The organism is Duganella levis, from assembly GCF_009857605.1.
GTDB classification, from domain to species: Bacteria; Pseudomonadota; Gammaproteobacteria; order Burkholderiales; family Burkholderiaceae_D; genus Rugamonas; species Rugamonas levis.
The window spans coordinates 36,452-57,915 of record NZ_WWCT01000025.1; the positions used below are offsets into that span (position 1 = coordinate 36,452).

Below are 21,464 nucleotides of genomic sequence, written 5' to 3' on the forward strand. Positions count from 1 at the left end.
ATCAGAGGATGGCATGAAAACCGCCTGCGCAACCTTGTTTCTGCTGCTAGCCTGCACTGTGCAAGCGCAAGTGCCGGAATCCGGCCGCACGCAGGAACTGCTGTACAGCGCGGCGGAAGTGGATGCCGGCATGGAGGCGCGCTATATCGACCGCACGGTGGATCTGGCGGCGGCCGGCAAGCTGGATGAGGACCGCGCCTTGCTGGCGCGCCTGCGCTACATCAGCGACGAACTGATACGGGTGGCTATCGAATTGAAACCGGAAGCTGCGCAGTGGCAGTGGGAAGTCCACACCACCAGCGATACCGAAGTGGATGCGATCTGCATGGCGGGCGGGAAGATCCTGGTCGGTAGCGCCTTCGTGCATCAGCTGGCGCTGACCGACGGCGAACTGGCGACGTTGCTGGCGCATGAAGTGGCACACGCGGTGGCCGAGCATCATCGCGAAACCTTTTCGGAGGCGATGCTGGTGAATCGTCTGCCGGCCGTGCCGCTGGACGTGGTGATGGCGCGGCTGGACAGCGACCTGTCGCTGCAAATCCGCTTGTCGAAGCTATCCAGCTTGCAGGAATCCGAGGCCGACCACCTCGGCATGGTGTTGGCGCACCGCGCCGGCTGGTCGGCGCAAGACATCGTCAGCTTCTACCGCAAGCTGGCGGAAGGGGAGCAGTCCGCGCTGATCTCCGGCGCCTATCCAGCCAACGCCTCGCGTCTCAGCATGGCACGCGGGATGGCGCGGCTGTTTGGGGATTAATCGCGCTTGCGTTCGTGCTGCCACAGCACGTCGGTGCCGCCGGCATAACGGTTCAACACGCGCGACAGCACAAACAGCAGGTCCGACAAGCGGTTCACATACTGGCGCGGATGATCGTGGATCGTCTCTTCCTTGCCCAGCGTGACGATGCTGCGCTCGGCGCGCCGGCACACGGTGCGGCACACATGCGCCTGCGACGCCGCGCGCGATCCGGCCGGCAGGATGAATTCCGTCAGCGCCGGCAGCGTGTCGTTGTACTTGGCCAGCAGCGCATCCAGGCGCTCCACATGCGCTTCCTTGATCATCTGATAGCCGGGAATACACAGCTCCCCGCCCAGGTCGAACAGATCGTGCTGGATCGTGACCAGCTCTTCGCGCAAGTCGGCCGGCATGTCCTCGCACAGCAGCAGGCCCAGATGCGAGTTCAACTCATCCACCTCACCGATGGCGATAATGCGGATGCTGTCTTTGTCGGTACGGCTGCCGTCACCGAGGCCAGTCGTGCCGCCGTCACCGGTACGCGTAGCAATTTTAGAGAGTCGGTTGCCCATAATATTTAATCCTTGATGGCGATGCACCGAAGAATACAACAAATGGGCTTACAATCGTGGCTCCATCTGTGTTTTCAGGTGCATGACCATGAACACTGTTTCCGATCTTGTCTCCCGGCGTGCGCAGGTTGCTGCGGCGTTGCAGCATGTGCTGCCGCAGCGCGCTGTGCTGTCGGCGCCGGAGGATACGCGTCCTTATGAATGCGACGGCCTGGCCGCTTATCGGCAGCTGCCGATGATCGTCGTGCTGCCGGATAGCGAGACGCAGATTGTTGCGGTGCTCAAGGTGTGCCATGAGTTGAACGTGCCGATCGTGCCGCGTGGCGCGGGTACCGGTTTGTCCGGCGGCGCGATGCCGATTGCGGAGGGTGTGGTGTTGTCGACCGCGCGCCTGAACCGTATCGTGCGTATGGATGCGACCTCGCGGACGGCGGTGGTGCAGCCGGGCGTGCGCAATCTGGCGATTTCGGAAGCGGCGGCGCAGTATGGTTTGTATTACGCCCCCGATCCCTCGTCGCAGATCGCCTGTACTATCGGCGGTAATGTGGCTGAGAATTCGGGCGGCGTGCATTGTCTGAAGTACGGTCTGACGGTGCATAACGTGCTGCGCGTGCGCGTGGTGACCATCGAGGGCGATGTGGTGGAGCTGGGCAGCGGCGCGCTGGATGCGCCGGGGCTGGATCTGCTGTCGGTGTTCATCGGTTCCGAGGGCATGCTGGGTATCGTCACCGAGGTGACGGTGAAGCTGGTGCCCAAGCCAGCCACCGCGCGCGTGATCATGGCGTCGTTCGACGAGGTGGTAAAGGGTTGTCACGCTGTGGCGGCGCTGATCGCTGCCGGCATCATTCCCGCTGGCCTGGAGATGATGGACCAGACGTCGTCGCGCATGGTGGAACCGTTCGTCAAGGCAGGTTATGACACCGACGCTGCCGCCATTCTGCTGTGCGAGGCCGATGGCACCATCGAGGAAGTGGAAGAGGAAATCGCGCGCATGTCGGCGGTGCTGAATGACGCCGGCGCCATTGCGATTGCGGTGTCGCAGTCGGAGGCGGAGCGGCTCAAGTTCTGGTCCGGCCGCAAGAACGCTTTTCCTGCTGCCGGCCGCATCTCGCCGGATTACTACTGCATGGATGGTACTATCCCGCGCAAGCGTTTGGGCGAGGTGTTGGCCGGCATCGCTGCGATGGAGATCAAGTATGGCCTGCGCTGCGCGAACGTGTTCCATGCGGGCGATGGCAATCTGCACCCGCTGATTCTGTTCAATGCGAATATCCCGGACGAGTTCCAGCGCGCCGAAGCGTTTGGTGCGGAAATTCTGGCGCTGTGCGTGGCAGTCGGCGGCACCATCACCGGCGAGCATGGCGTCGGCATCGAGAAGATCGATTCGATGTGCGTGCAGTTCACGCCTTCCGAGCTGGAGGCGTTTTTCTCGGTCAAGCGCAGCTTCGATCCGGCCGGCTTGCTCAATCCCGACAAGGCGATTCCCACGCTGCACCGCTGCGCTGAATTCGGCCGCATGCGCGTCAGCGGCGGCGCGCTGCCGTTTGCCCACCTTCCACGCTTTTGACGATGACTGACTACACCGATTTTTCCGACCGTATTCGTGCCGCCAGCGCTGCCGGCATGCCGTTGCGTTTGCGCGGCGGCGGCACCAAGGATTGGTATGGGCAGTCGCTCGACGGCGAGGTACTGGATACGCGCGTCAACAGCGGCGTCATCTCCTACGAGCCGACGGAACTGGTGATCACGGCACGCTGTGGCACGCCGCTGGCAGAGATTGAGATGCTGCTGGCGCAGCACCATCAGATGCTGGCGTTTGAGCCGCCGCGCTTTGGCCCGGAGTCCACGATTGGCGGTGTGGTGGCCAGTGCGCTGTCCGGCCCGCGCCGCGCCAGTGCAGGTGCGGTGCGTGATTTTGTGCTTGGCGCGGTGTTGATGGATGGCCGTGGCGAGGTGCTGCGCTTCGGCGGGCAGGTGATGAAGAACGTGGCGGGCTATGACGTTTCGCGATTGCTGGCTGGGTCGCTCGGCACCTTGGGCTTGATACTTGAGGTGTCGCTGAAGGTGCTGCCGGTACCGCTGCGTGAAGCCAGTCTGCGGTTTGAGATGGGTGAGATCGATGCACTCGCGCGTTTGAACGAATGGGCCGGTCAGCCGTTGCCGATATCGGCGAGTTGCTGGCATCAGGGTGTGTTGACCTTGCGCCTGTCCGGCGCGGATGCGGCGGTGGAGGCGGCGCAGCGCCGTCTGGGTGGTCAGCCGCTTGCTGACGCGGACGCGGCGAACTTCTGGGCATCATTGCGCGATCAGACGCACGCTTATTTTAACGGCGGCAGCTTGTGGCGCATGTCGGTGCCGTCGCATGCCAGCGCGATTATCCTGCGCGGTGAGCAGCTGATCGAGTGGGGTGGTTCGCAACGTTGGCTTAAGGTGGATGAGGCGGATGCGGACAGCATACGCCGCACGGTTGCAGCATCGGGCGGTCATACGACTTTGTTCCGAGGCGGCGACAAAGACGTTGGCGTATTCCATCCGCTGGCGCCTGCGGTCGCAAAAATCCATGAACGTTTGAAGCAGTCGTTCGATCCCGCTGGGATCTTCAATCCAGGGCGTATGTATGCAAACCAATCTCGCTGATTTCATCAAGCATACGCGCGAGGGCGAAGAGGCCGATGCGATTCTGCGCGCTTGCGTGCATTGCGGCTTTTGTACGGCGACCTGTCCGACGTATCAATTGCTGGGCGATGAGCTGGATGGCCCGCGTGGGCGTATTTATCTGATCAAGCAGGTGCTGGAAGGTGAGCCGGTGACGGCCAAGACGCAGTTGCATCTGGATCGCTGTCTCACCTGTCGCAATTGCGAGACCACCTGCCCGTCTGGTGTGAAGTATGGACGGTTGCTGGATATCGGACGCAAGGTGGTAGAGGAGCGGGTGCAGCGTCCGCTGGTGGAGCGGCTCAAGCGCAAGGTGTTGGTGGAGGGCTTAGCGCGCAAGTCGGTCCTCAAGACGGCGTTGCGGGCGGGGCAGGTTTTCCGGCCTTTGCTGTCGCCGGCGATGCAGGACAAGGTGCCGCGCCAGCAGCCTGCCGGCGTGTGGCCAACGCGCGAGCATGCGCGCAAGATGCTGGTGCTGGAGGGCTGTGCGCAGCCGGCCATGGCGCCGAATATCAATGCCGCCGCCGCGCGCGTGCTAGATGCGCTGGGCGTGCAGTTGATCGTGGCGCCGAAGGCGGGATGTTGCGGCGCGCTGCGGCATCATATGAATCAGCAGGAGGCGGCACTGGACGACATGCGCCGCAATATCGACGCGTGGTGGCCGTATGTGCAATCCGGTGCAGTCGAGGCGATTGTGATGACCGCGTCCGGCTGCGGCGTGACGGTGAAGGAATATGGCCATCTGCTGGCGCATGATCCGGCGTATGCGGACAAGGCGCAGCGCATCTCGGCGCTGACGCGCGACCTGAGCGAGATCATGCCGCAGTTTGAACCGGAACTAGCGCGGCGGGCGAAGACTGCTGCGGGGCGCGTCGCCTATCATCCGCCTTGCACGCTGCAGCACGGCCAGCAGATTCGTGGCAAAGCCGAAGGTGTGTTGCGCGCGGTGGGCGTTGACGTGGTGCTGTGTGCGGACAGCCATCTGTGCTGCGGCTCAGCCGGCAGCTACTCGCTGCTACAGCCGGAACTCTCGCTACAACTGCGCGACCGCAAGCTGGCTAATCTGCACTACACCGGCGCGGACACCATCGTCTCCGCCAACGTCGGGTGCAGCGCGCATCTTCAATCCGGCACAGACAAGCCGGTGATCCACTGGATAGAGCTAATCGACCACGCCTTAAATTAACGCCAGCTGCGACGTGCCGCCTGCCGGCTCTGCATGCAGGCTGATAATCGGCGGCAGGCCGGCTGCCGCCTGCCATATCGGCGCCGTATCAAAGCTGCCTACCCACGCCAGCACATCATCGGCCGGCATCGGCCGCGCAATGCCGTAGCCCTGCACCAGATCGCAGCCGAGGCGCATCAGCATGGCGCCATGCTCGATAGTCTCCACGCCCTCCGCAATTACGCCCAGGCCGAACGAGCGCGCCAGCCCGATCACCGCGCTGACCAGGTGCAGGTCATCCCGGTCCACCAGCATATTGCGCACGAAGCTCTGGTCGATCTTCAGCACATCGGCCGGCAGCCGCTTCAGGTAGGACATTGACGAATAGCCGGTGCCGAAATCATCCAGCGCAAAGCTGATGCCCAGCGCCTGGCACGCCAGCATGATGCTGCGCACGTGGGCGATGTCGCTCAGCGCCGACGACTCCAGAATCTCCAGCTCCAGCATATGTGGCGGCACATCCGGGAACTCGGCCAGGATATCCTTCAGACGCTCGACAAAATCGTGACGCTGGAAATGGCGCGCTGCGATGTTCACGCTGATCACCCAGTCCGCATCGAACGAACGCCACGACTCCAACTGCCGCAGCGCCTCGCGCAGCACCCACTCGCCGATATCGACAATCACATCGCTGTGCTCCACGATCGGCAGGAAGTCGCCCGGCGCGATGATGCCGCGCAGCGGATGCTGCCAACGCAGCAGCGCTTCCATGCCGACGATGCGACCCTTGCGCATATCCAGCTTGGGCTGATAGAACAGCACCAGTTCATTATCGTGCACCGCCGCCCGCACTTCGGTGCGGCGGTTGTGGTGGGTGCGGACCTGCTCATCGAGGTCGGCGTCGAAGAAGTGATGGCGGTTGCGGCCTGTGATCTTGGCCTGGTACAGCGCCTGGTCGGCATGCCGCAGCAGGTTGTCGGCGCTGATGTCATTGCCGGTGTAGACCGCGATGCCGACGCTGGCCGACATGCTGACCGCCTTGCCGCTGCAAACGTAATCGCGCGCCAGTGCGGCCATCAGTTTGCTCATGGCGTAGTCGATGGCGGCGCGGTCGTTCAGTTCCGGCAGCAGCAGCACGAATTCGTCGCCGCCCAGGCGCGCCACGTAGTGACGCTGGCCGGCAAAGTCGTGCAGGCGGCTGGCGGCCTGCTTCAGGACCTCGTCGCCCACCGCCTGGCCCATGGTCTGGTTCACGTGCTGGAAATGATCGAGGTCGAACAGGCACACGGCCAGCAGATAGTTATGCTCACGCGCGCGCTGCACCTCCTGCTCGAAACGCAGCGCCAGCGCGGCGCGGTTGGGCAGGCCCGTCAAAATATCGTGATTGCTTTGCCACGAAATCTGCTGCATCAGCTGGCGGCGTTCGGTCACGTCGCGGAACACCAGCACCGAGCCTTGCACTTCGCCTTGCGGCGTGCGGATGGCGTTGGCGGTGTATTCCACGGTGCTGGTCTGGCCGACGCGGTTGCGCAGGCTCTGGTTGCCGACCTTGACCACTTCGCCGCCCGCGTAAATCTGTTTCATCGCCTTCAGCAGCGAATGCTGGCCGAAGTTATTCGCCAACACAAACACCTGATGCAGCTCCATGCCGCGCGCACGCGACTCCGGCCAGCCTGTCAGCTGCTGCGCCACTTCGTTGATGGTGTCGACCTTGCCGTGCAAATCTGTGGTGATGACGGCGTCGCCGATCGACGCCAGCGTGACTTCGATACGGTCCTTCTCCACTTGCAGCTGCTGCTGCGCCAGCAGGGTGCGGGTCAGCTGTGCGCTCAGGTCATTCTGGCTTTGCTGCAGCTTGTGCACCAGCGCCTGCACGCGCTGCGCCATGTTGTTGAAGGTGGAGGCCAGCATGCGTCCCTCCAGCGTGCCGCGCACCGGCAGGCGCACATCGTGGTCGCCGGCCTGGAAGCGGTTGGTGGCGTCGGCCAGGCGGCGCAGCATGCGCTTGTTGGCGAAGATGATGATGCCTAGCAGGGCATAGATGATGGTGACGTTCAGCGCCGAGATCACGGCCTGCTGATGGACGTTGCGCCACACGCCGTTGAGCGGCTGGACCGGTTCGAAGTCCAGCGTCAGCGTGGCATCGCCGACGGCCAGCGTGCGGCTGTTATGGACGATAGGACTGAGCCGCGTGAACCAGCCCGGATATTCCGGCGCCGCACGCGCGCTGCGCAGCGCTTCCAGATGGCCGCCGGCGTAGTCGAGCCGCGCGGCGTCGAGGTCGGCGTTGAGCAGCAGCGCCGAGGACAGCGTCGCATCCATGCCGGCGCGGTCGGGCGCCGCCAGCGCTGGCAGCAGCGCCTTGCTCAAATGCGCGGCCAGCTCATCGGCATCATGCTGATAGCGCGCGTTGGCGTTGGTGGTCTCGGACTCCAGCATCAGGTGATACCGTATGCCCACCACCATCGCGATGATCAGGAAGATGGGCAGGAACAGCCTGGAGTACATTCCCATCCGCAACCAAGGTGACAGGATTTTTCCCATTAAGGACATAGACGACGGATTCGACAGGAAACGACCAAAATTCATTATTACCTAAAAGTTAAGCTCTGACACGTTTTTTCGGAAAACGTTTTCTGCATTTAACCTTTGTACTGGACAGTTTGTTGTCGAGATCACTCAGCCAACAGCTTTTCAATGTCGCCGATCAGCTCTTCCGGCTTGGTGGCCGGAGCGTAACGGCTGTAGACGGTGCCGTCCTTGCGAATCAGAAATTTTGTAAAATTCCACTTGATGCCTTCGGTACCCAGGATGCCGGGCGCGTCCTTCTTCAGTTTCTGGAACAGCGGGTGGGCGTGTTCGCCGTTGACGTCGATCTTGGCAAACAGCGGGAAGGTGACGCCATAGTTCTTCTCGCAGAAGGCGCCGATCTCGTCGGCCGCGCCCGGTTCCTGCGCGCCGAACTGGTTGCATGGGAAGCCCAGCACTTCCACGCCCTTGTCCTTGAATTGCTGGTACACCGCTTCCAGCCCCTTGTATTGGGGCGTGAAGCCGCACTTGCTGGCGGTGTTGACGATCAGCAGCACCTTGCCTTTGTACTGGCCCAGGTCGACCGGCTGGCCGCTCAGGCTGTCGGCGGAAATATCGAAAATCGTGTTCATTAAATGAGTCCCAAATGTTCGGTGCCGGCCGACAGGTCGCGGTTCTTCGCGGCCTTGCCTTCCAGCTTGATGGTCAGACGCAGGTCGTTGACGGAGTCGGCGTTGCGCAGCGCGTCCTCGTAGGTGATCAGATCGGCTTCATGCAGTTCAAACAGCGACTGGTCGAAGGTCTGCATGCCCAGTTCGCGCGACTTCTTCATCAGTTCCTTGATCTCGTGCACCTCGCCCTTGAAGATCAGGTCCGAGATCAGCGGCGAGTTCAGCATGATTTCGATGGCCACCGCGCGGCCCTTGGATTCCTTCTTCGGAATCAGGCGCTGCGAAATCATGCCCTTCAGGTTCAGCGACAAATCCATCAGCAGTTGCTGGCGGCGTTCCTCGGGGAAGAAGTTGATGATGCGGTCGAGCGCCTGGTTGGCGCTGTTGGCGTGCAAGGTGGCCAGGCACAGGTGGCCGGTTTCGGCGAAGGCGATGGCGTGGTCCATGGTCTCGCGGTCGCGGATCTCGCCGATTTGAATAACGTCCGGCGCCTGGCGCAGCGTGTTCTTCAGCGCCACCGCCCAGTCGTCGGTATCGACGCCGACTTCGCGCTGGGTGACGATGCAGTTCTTGTGCGGGTGAACGAACTCGACCGGATCTTCGATGGTGATGATGTGGCCGTAGCTGTTCTCATTGCGGTAGCCGACCATGGCGGCCAAGGTGGTCGACTTGCCGGAGCCGGTGGCGCCGACCATGATCACCAGGCCGCGCTTGGCCATCACCACATCCTTCAGCACCTCGGGCAGGCCGAGTTCTTCCAGCTTGGGGATGTCGGAATTGATGGTTCGCAGCACCATGCCGACCGCGCCCATCTGCACGAAGGCGGAGACGCGGAAGCGGCCGATGTCGCCGGGGCTGATGGCGAAGTTGGCTTCCTTGGTCAGCTCGAAGCCGGCCGCCTGCTTGTCGTTCATGATGGAACGGGCCAGATCGAGCGTGTGGGCGGCGGTCAGCGCCTGGGCTGACACTGGTGTCATCTTGCCGTCAATCTTGACTGCCGGCGGGAAGCCGGCGGTGATGAACAGGTCCGAGCCCTTCTTGGCCAGCATCAGGCGCAGCAAGTCGAACATGAATTTTGAGGCCTGATCGCGTTCCATTCTGTGCTTTCTTTAACCAGGGAAGTTGTCGGGCGTTTTGGCGGCGCTGCGGGCGGCGGCGCCACTGATGATGTTGCGGCGGACCAGGTCGGTCAGGTTCTGGTCCAGCGTCTGCATGCCGACGCTGCTGCCGGTCTGGATCGCCGAGTACATCTGCGCCACTTTGGCTTCGCGGATCAGGTTGCGGATGGCCGGCGTTGCCACCATGATTTCGTGCGCGGCCACGCGGCCGGTACCGTCCTTGGTTTTTAGCAGGGTCTGCGAAATCACCGCCTGCAGCGATTCCGACAGCATGGCGCGCACCATTTCCTTTTCATCGGCCGGGAACACGTCGACGATACGGTCGATGGTCTTGGCCGCCGACGAGGTGTGCAGCGTGCCGAACACCAGGTGGCCGGTCTCCGCCGCCGACAAGGCCAGGCGGATGGTTTCCAGATCGCGCAGCTCGCCGACCAGGATGCAGTCCGGGTCTTCCCGCAACGCAGAGCGCAGCGCGTTGTTGAACGACAGCGTGTGCGGTCCCACTTCGCGCTGGTTGATCAGGCATTTCTTGGATTCGTGCACGAACTCGATCGGGTCTTCGATCGTCAGAATGTGGCCGTACTCGTTTTCGTTGAGGTGGTTGACCATGGCCGCCAGCGTGGTCGACTTGCCGGAGCCGGTCGGCCCGGTCACCAGCACCAGGCCGCGCGGCTTGAGCGCGAATTCGGCGAAGATCTTCGGCGCGTTGAGTTCTTCCAGGCTCAGGATCTTGGACGGAATGGTCCGCAGCACTGCCGAGGCGCCGCGCTCCTGGTTGTAGGCGTTGACGCGGAAACGCGCCAGGCCGGGAATCGCGAACGAGAAGTCGACCTCCAGCATTTCCTCGTAGGCCTTGCGCTGCGAGTCGTTCATGATGTCATAGATCATGCCGTGCACGTCCTTGTGCTCCAGCGGCGGCAGGTTGATGCGGCGCACGTCGCCGTGCACCCGTATCATCGGCGGCAGCCCGGCGGACAGGTGCAAGTCCGAAGCCTTGTTCTTGACGGAGAATGCGAGTAGTTCGGAGATGTCCATTTATAATCCCTGTGCCCAGACGTATATGTGGCCTGTTATAACGATCCTTACTCGATGATTATGTCCCTGATCCGCCAGAACTTGCAAGCCATCACCGCGACAATTGTTGCCACTACCCAAGAATCGGGTCGTTCGCCGGACGCCGTGCGGCTGCTGGCGGTGTCCAAGACGTTTGGAGCGGAGGCGGTGCTGCAGGCGGTTGACGCCGGCCAGCGCGCGTTCGGCGAGAACTATCTGCAGGAGGGCGTGGACAAGATCCAGGCCGTGCAGCAGGCCCTGGGGGACAGCGGGCCGGCGCTGGAGTGGCATTTCATCGGCCCGATCCAGAGCAACAAGACGCGGCCGATCGCCGAGCACTTCGCCTGGGTCCACACGGTCGAGCGCGAAAAGATCGCGCAACGGCTGTCCGAACAGCGGCCAGCCGGGCTGGCGCCGCTACAGATTTGCTTGCAAGTGAATATCAGCGGCGAGGCCAGCAAGAGCGGCGTCGCCCCGCAGGAGGTGGCGGCGCTGGCCCACAAGGTCGCCGCGCTGCCCAACCTGACCCTGCGCGGCCTGATGGCGATCCCCGAGCCGGCCGACGACTTTGACCAGCAGCGCGCGGCCTTCGCCCAGCTGCGGACTTTATATGACCAACTGCGTGCCGACGGGCTGGCGCTCGATACGCTGTCGATGGGCATGTCGGCCGACCTGCGGGCGGCGATTGTCGAGGGCGCCACCATCGTGCGCGTGGGCAGCGCGATTTTTGGCGCGCGCCATTACAACAAGGCTTGAATCATGAAAATTGCATTTATCGGCGGTGGCAATATGGCTGCGGCCCTGATCGCCGGCCTGGCGAATAAACTGACCGCCGGCGCCAACATCCACGTGGCGGACCCGAACGCGGACGCGCTGGCGCGGCTGCACAAGCAGTACGGCGTGACCACGGCGGCCGGGACCGATGCGGCGGTCGGCGCGGCGGATGTGATCGTGCTGGCGGTCAAGCCGCAAAGCATGCGCGAAGTGGCGGCGCAGCTGCTGCCGTTCATCGATGCGGCGCGGCCGCCGCTGATCGTGTCGATTGCGGCCGGCATACGCGGCGCCGACCTGTCGCGCTGGCTGGGCGGCCATGGCGCCATCGTGCGCTGCATGCCGAACACGCCGGCGCTGATCGGCAAGGGCATCACCGGCATGGTGGCCATGTCGGGCGTCAGCGCCGAGCAGACCAGGGCCGCCGACGACATCCTGCGCGCGGTCGGTCCGACCGTGTGGCTGGATGACGAAAGCAAGATCGATGCGGTGACGGCGGTATCCGGCAGCGGTCCGGCCTATGTGTTCTACTTCATCGAAGCGATGCAGCAGGCGGCCGAGGAAATGGGCCTGAGCGCGGAGCAGGGCAAGCAACTGGCGCTGGCCACCTTTACCGGCGCGGCCCAGCTGGCGCTGCAATCGAGCGAACCGGTATCGCTGCTGCGCGAGCGGGTCACGTCGAAGGGCGGCACCACCTACGCCGCGCTGACCAGCATGGAAAACAGCGGCATCAAAGCATCCATCATCACCGCCATGAAAGCCGCCGCCGCCCGTGGCAAGGAGCTTGGCGACGAGCTGGGCTCCGCGTGATAGACTGGATTCTCATGCAGGAGGTTCATCATGAAAGATACTTTGCTGGCGCAAGCCAAGACACTGCCGGTTGATGACCAGATTGAATTGGTGGAGGCCATATGGAACGGTCTGGTGGACCGCCATGAAGTGCCACCGCCAACCAGGCAGCAGCAGGAAGAACTGGACCGGCGGCTTCAGCGGCATCTCGCCAATCCCGATGACGTCATGTCGCTGGATGACGTCACGGCAGCGGTGAAGACCAGCCTTCAAAAATGACGCTGCCCATTACCTTCGAACCAGCAGCCGCAGATGATGTAATCAATGCGGTCAAATGGTATGAAGGGCAGCGCTCAGGCTTGGGCGCGAGGTTTTATGCCGAGGTGAATCGGGTTGCGGCCTTGGCGGCCGCAAGTCCGTCGCGGTATCCGATTATTCAGGCAGACATCAGGCGCATCTCCTTGCGCGGGTTCCCATACTCAGTCTATTTCCGCGCCGAAGCTGCAAGGCTAGTCGTTCTGGCCGTATTTCACACGCGGCGTAATCCTGCACGGCTGGCGCCGTGAAATGTTTGACCTGCGGCGGACGCAGATCAGGCGGGCTGGTGGTGGCGTAGGGCGTCCACCACCAGCGAGAAGGCGGTGGATGGCTGGCGCCGGCTGGGGTAGTAGAGGTGGTAGCCGGGGAAGACGGCGCACCAGTCGTCCAGCACGCGCACCAGGCTGCCGTCGGCGAGGTGTGGGGCGACGGCTTCTTCCAGCATGAACGCCAGTCCCATGCCGGCCAGCGTGGCGCTGAGCACCTGCTGCAGGCCGTTGAAGATCAGCCGGCCTTCGGCGCGCACGTTCAATTCCTGTTTGCCTTTGCGGAAATCCCACGGCAGCAGGCCGCCCATGGTCGGCAGGCGGACGTTGATGCAGTCGTGCGCCATAAGATCCTGCGGCCGCTTTGGTGCGCGGCGGCCGGCGAAATAGGCCGGGGAGCCGACCACCGCCATCCGCTGGTCAGGTCCGATGCGGACCGCGATCATGTCTTTGGCAATGTATTCGCCCAGCCGAACGCCGGCGTCGAAACGCTGTTCGACGATGTCCACCAGCCGGTAGTCGGTATTGATTTCGACCTTCAGGTCGGGATAATCCGGCAGCAGCTTGAACAGTTTGGGCAGCAGGATCGTATTGGCCGCATGTTCGGAAGCGGTGATGCGGATGTTGCCGGCCGGTTTGTCGCGCAGTTCGCGCATGGCCACCAGTTCGGTTTCGATGTCTTCCAGCTTGGGGCCGATGGTGGCCAGCAGGCGTTCGCCGGCGTCGGTCGGCGCTACGCTGCGCGTGGTGCGCGTCAGCAGACGCAGCCCGAGCCGTTCCTCCAATCCCCGCAACGTCTGGCTGAGCGCCGATTGCGATACGCCCAGCTGGGCCGCCGCGCGCGTGAAGCTGCCGGCGCGCGCAACCAGCACGAAGGCGCTCAGGTCATTAAGATTCTCTTTCATGATTGATTAGCTCTGCTAATGACGACATGCCGATTATAGCGACTAATCAAATGAGTCCATTGGCGCTACAGTGACTGGTATTGGATCAATAGGAGTGCATCATGGAATATGTAACGCTGAATAACGGCATCCGCATGCCGCTGCTGGGATACGGGGTGTTTCAGGTGGCCGATGCGGCCGAGTGCCAACGCTGCGTGGCCAAGGCGATCGATGCAGGTTACCGCCTGATCGACACCGCCGCGTCGTATATGAACGAGGGCGCGGTCGGCAAGGGCTTGCAGCAAAGCGGCCTCGCCCGCGAGGACTTGTTCGTCACCAGCAAGCTGTGGGTGCAGCACACCGGCTACGAACGCACCAAACAGGCCATTGACGATTCGCTGCGGCGCTTGCAGCTGGACTACCTCGACCTGTACCTGATCCATCAGCCGTATGGCGATGTGCACGGTTCGTGGCGGGCGATGGAGGAGGCTTACCGTGGCGGCAAGCTGCGCGCTATCGGCGTCAGTAATTTTCACACCGACCGCTTGATGGATTTGATCGCGTTTAACGACATCAAGCCGGCGGTCAATCAAATCGAGGTCCATCCTTTCCACCAGCAGGCGGACAGCGCGGCGTTTATGCTGGAGCAGGGCGTGCAGGCCGAGGCGTGGGCGCCGTTTGCCGAGGGCCGCAACAATCTCTTCGGCAACCCGGTGTTGACTGGACTGGCGGAGAAGCATGGCAAGACGGTGGGCCAGGTTGTACTGCGCTGGCTGGTGCAGCGAAATATCGTGGCGTTGGCCAAGACGGTGCGCCGCGAGCGCATGGCGGAAAACCTGGATGTGTTTGATTTCAGTCTCGACGCCTCCGATATCGCCGCCATCGCCACGCTGGAAGCCGCGACCAGCAGCTTCTTCTCGCACCGCGATCCGGCCATGGTCAAATGGATGAGCGAACGCCAGCTCGATATTTAAGGAGACGCCATCATGCAATCCGCATCCAATCGTCGTACTTTCCTGCAAGCCGCGGCGGCGGTGATGGCGGCAGCGCCGCTGGCCTCCGGCGCTGCCGTGCCCGCGACCGCAACGCTGAGCGAGCGCCGCAAGCTGGGTGCGCTGGAAGTATCCAGCATCGGCCTCGGCGTGCAGAACATGAGCCGCACCTATCAGACCACGGTGCCCAACCGGCCGGAAATGCTGAACATCATCCGCACTGCATTCGAGCGCGGCGTGACGTTTTACGATGCGGCCGAGGCGTACGGACCGCATGAGGTGGAGCGCATTCTCGGCGAGGGCGTGGCGCCATTCCGCGACCAGATCGTGATTGCTTCCAAGTTCGGCTGGAATATCGATCTGGAAACCGGCCAGCGGAGGCCGGGACTCAACAGCCGGCCCGAGCACATCAGGCAGGCGGTTGACGGCATGCTGAAGCGCCTACGCACCGACCGCATCGATTTGCTGTACCAGCATCGTGTCGACCCGCAGGTGCCGATTGAAGACGTGGCCGGCGCTGTCCAGGATCTGATGAAGGCCGGCAAAGTGCGGCACTGGGGACTGAGCGAGATGGGTTTGCAGACGCTGCGCCGGGCGCATGCGGCGCTGCCGCTGGCTGCAGTACAGAGCGAATACTCGATGCTGTGGCGCGGGCCGGAGGAGAGTGTGCTGCCGCTGTGCCAGGAACTCGGCATCGGCTTCGTGCCGTGGAGCCCGCTGGGCGTGGGATTCCTGACCGGTGCGATTGATCTCAACACCCGCTTCGCCGATGGCGACATTCGCAAAGTCGAGCCGCGCTTCGCGCCGGACAATTTGCCGAACAACCTGGCGCTAGTTGAACTGGTCAGGCGCTGGGCCTGGCGCAAGCAAGCCTCGCCGGCACAAATCGCGCTTGCATGGTTGCAGGCGCAACGGCCGTGGATCGTGCCGATTCCCGGCACCACGCAGATGGCGCACATGCTGGACAACATCGGCGCCGGCGCACTGCGCTTCACCGCCGCCGAACTGGCGGAGTTGAATCAGTCGGTCGCCGCCATCCACATCCAGGGCGCCCGCCTGCCGGACGCCGTGCTGACCTTCTCCGGCGTGGAGGCGCCGCTGAAATAAGGGGGGGGAAGCCTATTTACGACTGAGCAGTACGCCGACCAGCAAGCCGATGGTGGCGCCGACGGTGACGGCTTTCCATGGATTGTCGCGCACGTAGACGTTGACGCTGTCGGCGGCGTCGCGGCTGTGGGCGAGGATGCTGTCTTCCAGTTTGCGCAGGTCGCTGATGGCGGTGCGCAGCGTGTCGTCGAAGCGGATGCGGGCGGCGGAGGCGGCTTCGCTGACGTCGTCGGCGCTGTCTTCCAGCCATTTCTCGGCTTCGTTAATGGAGCTTTTCAGGCCGTCGATCAGCTGGTCGCGTGCGGTGGTGCTGGCGGACTGGCTGTCTGCAATGTCGTTTTGACTCATGGTGACCTCGTCTGTGTATGCTGGTGGGAAAAGAGAACCAGTGTAAGTATCGGCGAAGTCACCACTTTGCGCGCGCTCAATTGGCGCAGCGATGTCTAGCGCAGCGCGTAGTCCAGCGCCACACCCGCAAACACGGCGCCGCCCAGCCAGTTATTGTGGCGGAAGGCGTAGAAGCAGGGATCGCGTTCGCGGTTGCGGATCAGCGTGTAGTGATAGCACGCCATGCCGGCCGCCACCGCCAGCCCGGCCACGAACCACAGGCGCAGGCCCAGCTGCCAGCCGCACACCAGCAGGATCGCCAGATGCAGTGCGTAGCAGAGCATGATGATGGCGACGTCGTAGCGGCCGAAGGTGATCGCCGAGGTCTTGATACCGATCTTCAGGTCGTCGTCGCGGTCGACCATGGCGTATTCGGTGTCGTAGGCCAGGGTCCAGAACACGTTACCGATCAGCAGCAGCCAGGCCACCGGCGGCACGTGGTTCTGGATCGCGGCAAACGCCATCGGGATGCCGAAGCCGAAGGCGATGCCGAGGTAAGCCTGCGGAATCGCGAAGAAACGCTTAAAGTAGGGATAGGTGCCGGCCAGAATCGCCGCCACCACCGACAGCTGTTTGGTCAGCGCATTCAGCGGCAGGATCAGGCAGAAGGCCACCAGCGTCAGCACCACGGCAATCGCCACCGCTTCCTTGCCGCTGACGCGGCCGCTGGTAATGGGGCGCTGGGCGGTCCGTTTGACGAATTTGTCGATGTCCTGGTCGGCGTAGTCGTTGATGGCGCAGCCGGCCGAGCGCATCAGGAAGGTGCCGAGGATGAAGATCAGCAGCAGGCGCCAGTCCGGCACGCCGCCGCTCGCCAGCCACATCGCAATCAGCGTCGGCCACAGCAGCAGCACGGTGCCGATCGGTTTGTCCATCCGGATCAGACGAAGGTAGAGGCCCAGCTTGTTCATATGTCACTTCGGGTAACAGGAAAGCGGTGATTATCGCAAATCCTGGCGCCCGGTGTCATGCGTCGGAACAGAGGGTGGTAATGCCCGGCAGATTGCAGGACGCCACCACATCGCAGACGGCGTCGATGGCGGCCTTGCGGGTGAAGCTTTTGCGCCACACGATGACCACGCGGCGCGACGGCGCCGGTTCCTCGAACGGGCGGAATTGCAGCATGCCTTCCTTGGTGTCCATGTCCGGCACCGAGGCGCGCGGCAGCACGGTCAGGCCGATGCCGCTGGCCACCATGTGACGGATGGTTTCCAGCGACGACCCCTCAAAGGTGCGCTGCATGCCATTGCCCGGCGCAGAGAAACGCGCCATCTCGGGACATACTTCCAGTACCTGGTCGCGGAAGCAGTGTCCGTTACCAAGCAGCAGCATGTTCTCGGTCTTGAGGTCGTCGGCGGGGATCAGCTTGCGCTTGGTCCACGGGTGCGCGGCCGGCATCGCCACCACGAATGGCTCGTCATACAACACTTGCATGGCCATACCGTGCTCCGGCAGCGGCAGCGCCATGATGGCGGCGTCCAGCTCGCCCTGGCGCAGCATCTCCAGCAGCTTGACGGTGAAGTTTTCCTGCAGGATCAGCGGCATCTGCGGCACTTTGTCGATCATGCCTTTGACCAGCGGCGGCAGCAGGTAGGGGCCGATGGTGTAGATCACGCCCAGGCGCAGCGGTCCGGCCAGCGGATCCTTGTTCTGCTTGGCGAGTTCCTTGATGGCGGCGGTTTGTTCGAGCACGCGCTCGGCCTGGGCGACGATCTGCGCGCCCAGCGGCGTGACGGAGATTTCGGCGCCGCCCCGTTCAAACAGGACCACGCCCAATTCATCTTCGAGTTTCTTGATGGCGACCGACAACGTCGGCTGGGCAACGTAACAGGCCTCGGCCGCATGTCCGAAGTGCTTCGCCCTTGCGACGGCGACGATGTATTTCAGTTCGGTCAGTGTCATGAAGTTATTTGAACACAGGCGATGCTGGGATGCAATAAAGGAACGCCAAGTTGAGCTATTGTAGCGGAATATAATGCTACGACAATCCGAAAGGCGATATATGTCCTCAACATTTGGTCCGGAAGAAGCCCAAGCCTATCTGCACAAGTTGCTGAAGGTGATGCACCACACCGGCGGTTCGGACTTGTTTATCGCCGCCGACTTCCCGCCCAGTATCAAGGCGCAAGGGGCGATGAAGCCGTTGAGCCAGCAGAAGCTGACCGGCAGCGTGACGCGCGCACTGGCGTTGTCGATCATGAATGACAAGCAGCAGCGCGAGTTCGAGACTGAGCTGGAATGCAATTTTGCCATCTCGTTGCCGGAGGTGTGCCGGTTCCGCGTCAACGTCTTCGTGCAGCAACAGAATGTGGGCATGGTGATCCGCACCATCGCCTCCGAGATTCCGACGCTGGAAAAGCTGGAGCTGCCGGAGGTGCTGAAGGAGATCGTCATGACCAAGCGCGGGCTGGTGCTGGTGGTCGGTGGCACCGGTTCCGGCAAGTCGACCACGCTGGCGGCGATGATCGATCACCGCAACGCCAACTCGGCTGGCCACATCATCACGGTGGAAGATCCGGTCGAGTACGTGCATAAAAACAAAGCCTGCCTGGTGACGCACCGCGAGGTCGGCGTCGACACGCTGTCGTGGCACAACGCGCTGAAGAACACGCTGCGCCAGGCGCCGGACGTGATCCTGATCGGCGAGATCCGCGACACCGAAACCATGGAACACGCGATTGCGTTCGCCGAGACCGGCCACCTGTGCCTGGGCACGCTGCACGCCAACAACGCCAACCAGACCATGGACCGCATCATCAACTTCTTCCCGGAAGAGCGGCGTAACCAGTTGCTGATGGACTTGTCGTCCAACCTGCGTGCCATCGTTTCGCAGCGGCTGATCCGCACCGAGGACGGCAAGGGCCGCAAGGCGGCGATTGAAATCCTGCTCAACACGCCGACCATTGCCGAGATGATTTTCAAGGGGAATTTCCAGAGCATCAAGGAGATCATGCAGAAATCGCGCGAGCTGGGCATGTGCACGTTCGACCAGGCGCTGTATGAACTTTATAATAAAGGCTATATTGCTTACGAAGAGGCGCTGCGCAACGCCGACTCGGCCAACGGCCTGCGCCTGCAGATCAAGCTGCACGGCGGCCGCGCCGAACCGGGCGAGGGCGGCGGCGCCTTTGGCGCGCTGAGCATTGAACAAGAACCAGCACCAGACCACGAATCCAACACCTAGAAACCAACCATGCCTCAATTTGAAGACAAGATCTGCACCCGCGAACAACTGGCCGCCCGCGTGGCGGCGCTGCCCAAGCCGGTGGTGCTGACCAACGGCGTATTCGACATCCTGCACCGCGGCCACGTCACCTACCTGGCGCAGGCGCGCGCGCTGGGCGCCTCGCTGGTGGTGGCGGCCAATACTGACGCTTCTGTCAAACGGCTCGGCAAGGGCGATGACCGCCCGCTCAACACGGCCGCCGACCGCATGGCGGTGCTGGCCGCGCTGGAGTCGGTCAGCCTGGTAGTCGAGTTTGACGAAGACACCGCGCTGGAAGTGGTGCAGCAGGCGCGTCCGGAAATCTACGCCAAGGGCGGCGATTACCAGATGGATGCGATTCCGGAAGGGCAGGCGGTGCTGGCCTACGGCGGCCAGGCGATCGCCATCGACTTCGAGCATGACCGCTCGACCACCAAGCTGCTGACCAAAGTACGCACCCACCAGCCATGAGATTGTTGCTGATCGCCTTCGCCACGCTGGTGTTTCTCGGCGTGCTGTGGGGGCCGGCGTTTGCGCTGGCGCTGCGTTATTGGCGGCATGGCGACGGCCGCGCCTTTCGTCCGCTGCGCTATCTGTATCCGGCGCAGTTGATGACCACGGTGGCGCTGGCGTTCGGCGCCGACGTGTTCGGCTTCCGCCAACCGGCTGCGCTGCTGGCCGGCATCACGCTGATGGTCGGCGCACTCGGCGCCGGCCTGCTGGTCGTGCTGCGCTGGGTGCAGCGCTGGCGGGCGTGAGCAACGCTTACACCGACGTCGTCGCGCAGCGCATCGCCGCGCGCGACCAGCGTTATGTCTTGCCGGAGGGCGACGGCAGGGCGGCCAATGGTACGCCGCAGATGTTGCGCCAGCATTTCACCGTGGGCGGTGAGGCGCGCACCTTGCAGGCGCTGGCGTGGAGCGACTACGTTGGCCGCATCCTGGAAGTGCCGGTCACGCGCGGCCAGGTGGCCCGCGGCTTCTTCGGCGAGCTGGACACCTATGTGTTCAAGGACCTGGTGTTCCTCGACAGCCGCACCGATCCGGTCTGCCAGCGCCGCACCAATGCGCGCATCTCGCGCGATGCGGTGCGCGACTATGTCTTTCATGTGGCGGTGGAGGGCGTGATCGAAACCGTCACCGGCCTGCAACAGCGCAAGGCGGACCAGTTCATGCCCGGCATCCTGGCGCTGGACATGGGTCAGCCGATGCAGATGCTGCGGCCCAGCCGCGCGCGGGTGCTGGCGTTCTTCGTGCCGCGCGCCATGGTGGAGGCGGAAATCCTCGATGCGCCGGCCATCCATGGGCGGGTAGTGACTTACACCACGCCGCTGACGCGGCTGATCCTGGACCAGGTGGTGACGCTGTGCCGGCAGTTGCCGCAACTGTCCGACGCCGAGGCGGCGCAGGCGATCCGCACCTGCGTGCAACTGATCATCGCCGCCTTCGGCAAGCAGGCGCGGCTGGCGGAAGGCGCGCGCGCCGCCGCCAGCGCGGCGCTGCGCAGCCAGATCCAGCGCTACATCCAGGCCAATCTCGGCGAGGAAACGCTGACGCCGGACAGCGTCCTGCGCCAGTTTGCCATTCCGCGGCCGACGCTGTACCGCATGTTCGAGCACGAAGGCGGGCTGGGCGCTTACATCCGCCATTGCCGGTTGCGCGAGGCCGCCAATGAGCTGGTACGCTCGCCCAAGGTGGTGGTGACCGAGATTGCTTATGGACTGTGCTTCAGCAGCGCGTCCGATTTCATCCGCGCCTTCCGCCGCTTCTACGGCATGACGCCGCAGGACTTCCGCATGCAGGCGCTGCTGCGCGACCTGGAGCAGTTCTAAAACGCCGGCATCTTGCCGCGCAGCGCGATGTAGAAAGTCAGCGCCACGTACGGCTGGCGGTTGTCGCGCGGTGGGGCGCCGCCGTCAATGGTATGCATGGCGCTGTGCCCGGACGGCGTGGCGCGGTGGTGTTGCGTCGGCGTGCTCGCCAGGCTGACGCTGTTGACGCCGAAGCTCTCGCCCAGCTGGCGCGGCGTCAGGCCGCTGCCGGTGCCATGGCCGCAGACGGCGCGGCCGGTCAGGTTGGGCAGGCGGAAGTGCGTGGCGCCATTGCCGCCATAGGTGGCGCCGATCAGCGCATACAGCTCGGGATACGCCTTGGCGTCGACCAGCCTGCCATCGCACAAGGCCCAGTCAGGCGGCGCGGAACCAAAACCGAAAATCTGGATCTCGCCGATAAATGGGAGGCTCACCATCT

The 21,464-nt window shown here is 63.3% G+C and carries 24 protein-coding genes; 14 read left to right on the forward strand and 10 right to left on the reverse strand.

Annotated features, from left to right (window positions below; all coding sequences use genetic code 11):
• Window positions 1-13: 13 nt before the first annotated feature.
• Window positions 14-754, forward strand: coding sequence for a M48 family metalloprotease (locus GTP69_RS24920; protein ID WP_161057407.1), 741 nt, complete (start codon window positions 14-16; stop codon window positions 752-754).
• Here the strand turns inward: GTP69_RS24920 and GTP69_RS24925 are convergent.
• A complete protein-coding gene (locus tag GTP69_RS24925; RefSeq protein WP_161057408.1) occupies window positions 751-1,305 on the reverse strand; it encodes a cob(I)yrinic acid a,c-diamide adenosyltransferase in 555 nt (184 codons plus the stop codon). The two genes, GTP69_RS24920 and GTP69_RS24925, sit on opposite strands and share 4 nt — an antisense overlap.
• A gap of 88 nt (window positions 1,306-1,393) precedes the next feature.
• Here GTP69_RS24925 and GTP69_RS24930 point away from each other — a divergent pair, with 88 nt between their 5' ends.
• From GTP69_RS24930 to glcF, 3 genes are read left to right on the forward strand one after another with little or no spacing between them, the layout of a single operon-like run.
• Window positions 1,394-2,872, forward strand: a complete 1,479-nt coding sequence (locus GTP69_RS24930; RefSeq protein WP_161057409.1) for an FAD-linked oxidase C-terminal domain-containing protein — start codon at window positions 1,394-1,396, stop codon at window positions 2,870-2,872.
• A 2-nt stretch (window positions 2,873-2,874) separates the two neighbouring features.
• Complete coding sequence (gene glcE, locus GTP69_RS24935) at window positions 2,875-3,942, forward strand: glycolate oxidase subunit GlcE (RefSeq protein ID WP_161057410.1); 1,068 nt, start codon at window positions 2,875-2,877, stop codon at window positions 3,940-3,942.
• The gene (gene glcF, locus GTP69_RS24940; protein ID WP_161057411.1) at window positions 3,923-5,146 is read left to right on the forward strand and encodes a glycolate oxidase subunit GlcF; all 1,224 of its coding nucleotides are present in this window, start codon (window positions 3,923-3,925) and stop codon (window positions 5,144-5,146) included. Before glcE ends, glcF begins: the two co-directional genes overlap by 20 nt.
• Here glcF and GTP69_RS24945 read toward each other — a convergent pair.
• The 4 genes from GTP69_RS24945 to GTP69_RS24960 form a co-directional block, all read right to left on the reverse strand.
• Complete coding sequence (locus tag GTP69_RS24945; RefSeq protein WP_229261145.1) at window positions 5,138-7,633, reverse strand: putative bifunctional diguanylate cyclase/phosphodiesterase; 2,496 nt, start codon at window positions 7,631-7,633, stop codon at window positions 5,138-5,140. The genes glcF and GTP69_RS24945 overlap by 9 nt on opposite strands.
• Before the next feature lie 167 nt (window positions 7,634-7,800).
• Entirely contained in the window at window positions 7,801-8,286 is a 486-nt protein-coding gene (locus tag GTP69_RS24950) for a glutathione peroxidase (protein ID WP_161057413.1), read from the reverse strand.
• Complete coding sequence (locus GTP69_RS24955; protein ID WP_161057414.1) at window positions 8,286-9,422, reverse strand: PilT/PilU family type 4a pilus ATPase; 1,137 nt, start codon at window positions 9,420-9,422, stop codon at window positions 8,286-8,288. The genes GTP69_RS24950 and GTP69_RS24955 overlap by 1 nt, the downstream gene beginning before the upstream one ends.
• 12 nt (window positions 9,423-9,434) lie before the next feature.
• On the reverse strand, window positions 9,435-10,478 hold the full coding sequence (locus GTP69_RS24960) for a type IV pilus twitching motility protein PilT (RefSeq protein ID WP_161057415.1): 1,044 nt from the start codon (window positions 10,476-10,478) through the stop codon (window positions 9,435-9,437).
• Between the two features lie 60 nt (window positions 10,479-10,538).
• Between GTP69_RS24960 and GTP69_RS24965 the strand changes: the two genes are divergently transcribed.
• The 4 genes from GTP69_RS24965 to GTP69_RS31890 are packed head-to-tail and all read left to right on the forward strand — an operon-like array spanning window position 10,539 to window position 12,622.
• Window positions 10,539-11,252 (forward strand): YggS family pyridoxal phosphate-dependent enzyme, encoded by a 714-nt coding sequence (locus GTP69_RS24965; protein WP_161057464.1) that lies wholly within the window; start codon window positions 10,539-10,541, stop codon window positions 11,250-11,252.
• 3 nt (window positions 11,253-11,255) lie between these two features.
• Window positions 11,256-12,077: a pyrroline-5-carboxylate reductase gene (proC, locus tag GTP69_RS24970; RefSeq protein ID WP_161057416.1), complete on the forward strand. Its 822-nt coding sequence runs from the start codon at window positions 11,256-11,258 to the stop codon at window positions 12,075-12,077.
• Between the two features lie 30 nt (window positions 12,078-12,107).
• On the forward strand, window positions 12,108-12,335 hold the full coding sequence (locus GTP69_RS24975; protein WP_161057417.1) for an addiction module protein: 228 nt from the start codon (window positions 12,108-12,110) through the stop codon (window positions 12,333-12,335).
• Entirely contained in the window at window positions 12,332-12,622 is a 291-nt protein-coding gene (locus GTP69_RS31890) for a type II toxin-antitoxin system RelE/ParE family toxin (RefSeq protein ID WP_161057418.1), read from the forward strand. The genes GTP69_RS24975 and GTP69_RS31890 overlap by 4 nt, the downstream gene beginning before the upstream one ends.
• Window positions 12,623-12,648: 26 nt before the next feature.
• Here the strand turns inward: GTP69_RS31890 and GTP69_RS24985 are convergent, their stop codons facing one another.
• Window positions 12,649-13,545: a LysR family transcriptional regulator gene (locus tag GTP69_RS24985; RefSeq protein ID WP_161057419.1), complete on the reverse strand. Its 897-nt coding sequence runs from the start codon at window positions 13,543-13,545 to the stop codon at window positions 12,649-12,651.
• A 101-nt stretch (window positions 13,546-13,646) separates the two neighbouring features.
• Here GTP69_RS24985 and GTP69_RS24990 point away from each other — a divergent pair, with 101 nt between their 5' ends.
• Window positions 13,647-14,498 carry an aldo/keto reductase gene (locus GTP69_RS24990; protein WP_161057420.1) on the forward strand — a complete coding sequence of 284 codons (852 nt, stop codon included), beginning with the start codon at window positions 13,647-13,649 and terminating at the stop codon, window positions 14,496-14,498.
• Window positions 14,499-14,510: 12 nt separating this feature from the next.
• Entirely contained in the window at window positions 14,511-15,623 is a 1,113-nt protein-coding gene (locus GTP69_RS24995) for an aldo/keto reductase (RefSeq protein WP_161057421.1), read from the forward strand.
• Window positions 15,624-15,635: 12 nt separating this feature from the next.
• Here GTP69_RS24995 and GTP69_RS25000 read toward each other — a convergent pair whose 3' ends face one another.
• The 3 genes from GTP69_RS25000 to GTP69_RS25010 all read right to left on the reverse strand — a co-directional run bounded on the left by GTP69_RS25000 (window position 15,636) and on the right by GTP69_RS25010 (window position 17,912).
• A complete protein-coding gene (locus tag GTP69_RS25000) occupies window positions 15,636-15,971 on the reverse strand; it encodes an ElaB/YgaM/YqjD family protein (protein WP_161057422.1) in 336 nt (111 codons plus the stop codon).
• A 95-nt stretch (window positions 15,972-16,066) separates the two neighbouring features.
• Window positions 16,067-16,921 (reverse strand): 4-hydroxybenzoate octaprenyltransferase, encoded by an 855-nt coding sequence (ubiA, locus tag GTP69_RS25005; protein ID WP_161057423.1) that lies wholly within the window; start codon window positions 16,919-16,921, stop codon window positions 16,067-16,069.
• A gap of 55 nt (window positions 16,922-16,976) precedes the next feature.
• On the reverse strand, window positions 16,977-17,912 hold the full coding sequence (locus GTP69_RS25010) for a hydrogen peroxide-inducible genes activator (protein ID WP_161057424.1): 936 nt from the start codon (window positions 17,910-17,912) through the stop codon (window positions 16,977-16,979).
• A 100-nt stretch (window positions 17,913-18,012) separates the two neighbouring features.
• Between GTP69_RS25010 and GTP69_RS25015 the strand changes: the two genes are divergently transcribed.
• From GTP69_RS25015 to GTP69_RS25030, 4 genes are read left to right on the forward strand one after another with little or no spacing between them, the layout of a single operon-like run.
• Window positions 18,013-19,194 carry a PilT/PilU family type 4a pilus ATPase gene (locus tag GTP69_RS25015; RefSeq protein WP_161057425.1) on the forward strand — a complete coding sequence of 394 codons (1,182 nt, stop codon included), beginning with the start codon at window positions 18,013-18,015 and terminating at the stop codon, window positions 19,192-19,194.
• 9 nt (window positions 19,195-19,203) lie between these two features.
• Window positions 19,204-19,686: a D-glycero-beta-D-manno-heptose 1-phosphate adenylyltransferase gene (gene rfaE2, locus GTP69_RS25020; protein WP_161057426.1), complete on the forward strand. Its 483-nt coding sequence runs from the start codon at window positions 19,204-19,206 to the stop codon at window positions 19,684-19,686.
• Window positions 19,683-19,973 carry a hypothetical protein gene (locus GTP69_RS25025; protein ID WP_161057427.1) on the forward strand — a complete coding sequence of 97 codons (291 nt, stop codon included), beginning with the start codon at window positions 19,683-19,685 and terminating at the stop codon, window positions 19,971-19,973. The genes rfaE2 and GTP69_RS25025 overlap by 4 nt, the downstream gene beginning before the upstream one ends.
• Window positions 19,970-21,046, forward strand: a complete 1,077-nt coding sequence (locus GTP69_RS25030) for a helix-turn-helix domain-containing protein (RefSeq protein ID WP_371868111.1) — start codon at window positions 19,970-19,972, stop codon at window positions 21,044-21,046. The genes GTP69_RS25025 and GTP69_RS25030 overlap by 4 nt, the downstream gene beginning before the upstream one ends.
• On the opposite strand, the gene GTP69_RS25035 is transcribed toward GTP69_RS25030, so the two are convergent.
• On the reverse strand, window positions 21,043-21,462 hold the full coding sequence (locus GTP69_RS25035) for a phage tail protein (RefSeq protein ID WP_202424561.1): 420 nt from the start codon (window positions 21,460-21,462) through the stop codon (window positions 21,043-21,045). The genes GTP69_RS25030 and GTP69_RS25035 overlap by 4 nt on opposite strands.
• Between the last annotated feature and the right edge of the window lie 2 nt (window positions 21,463-21,464).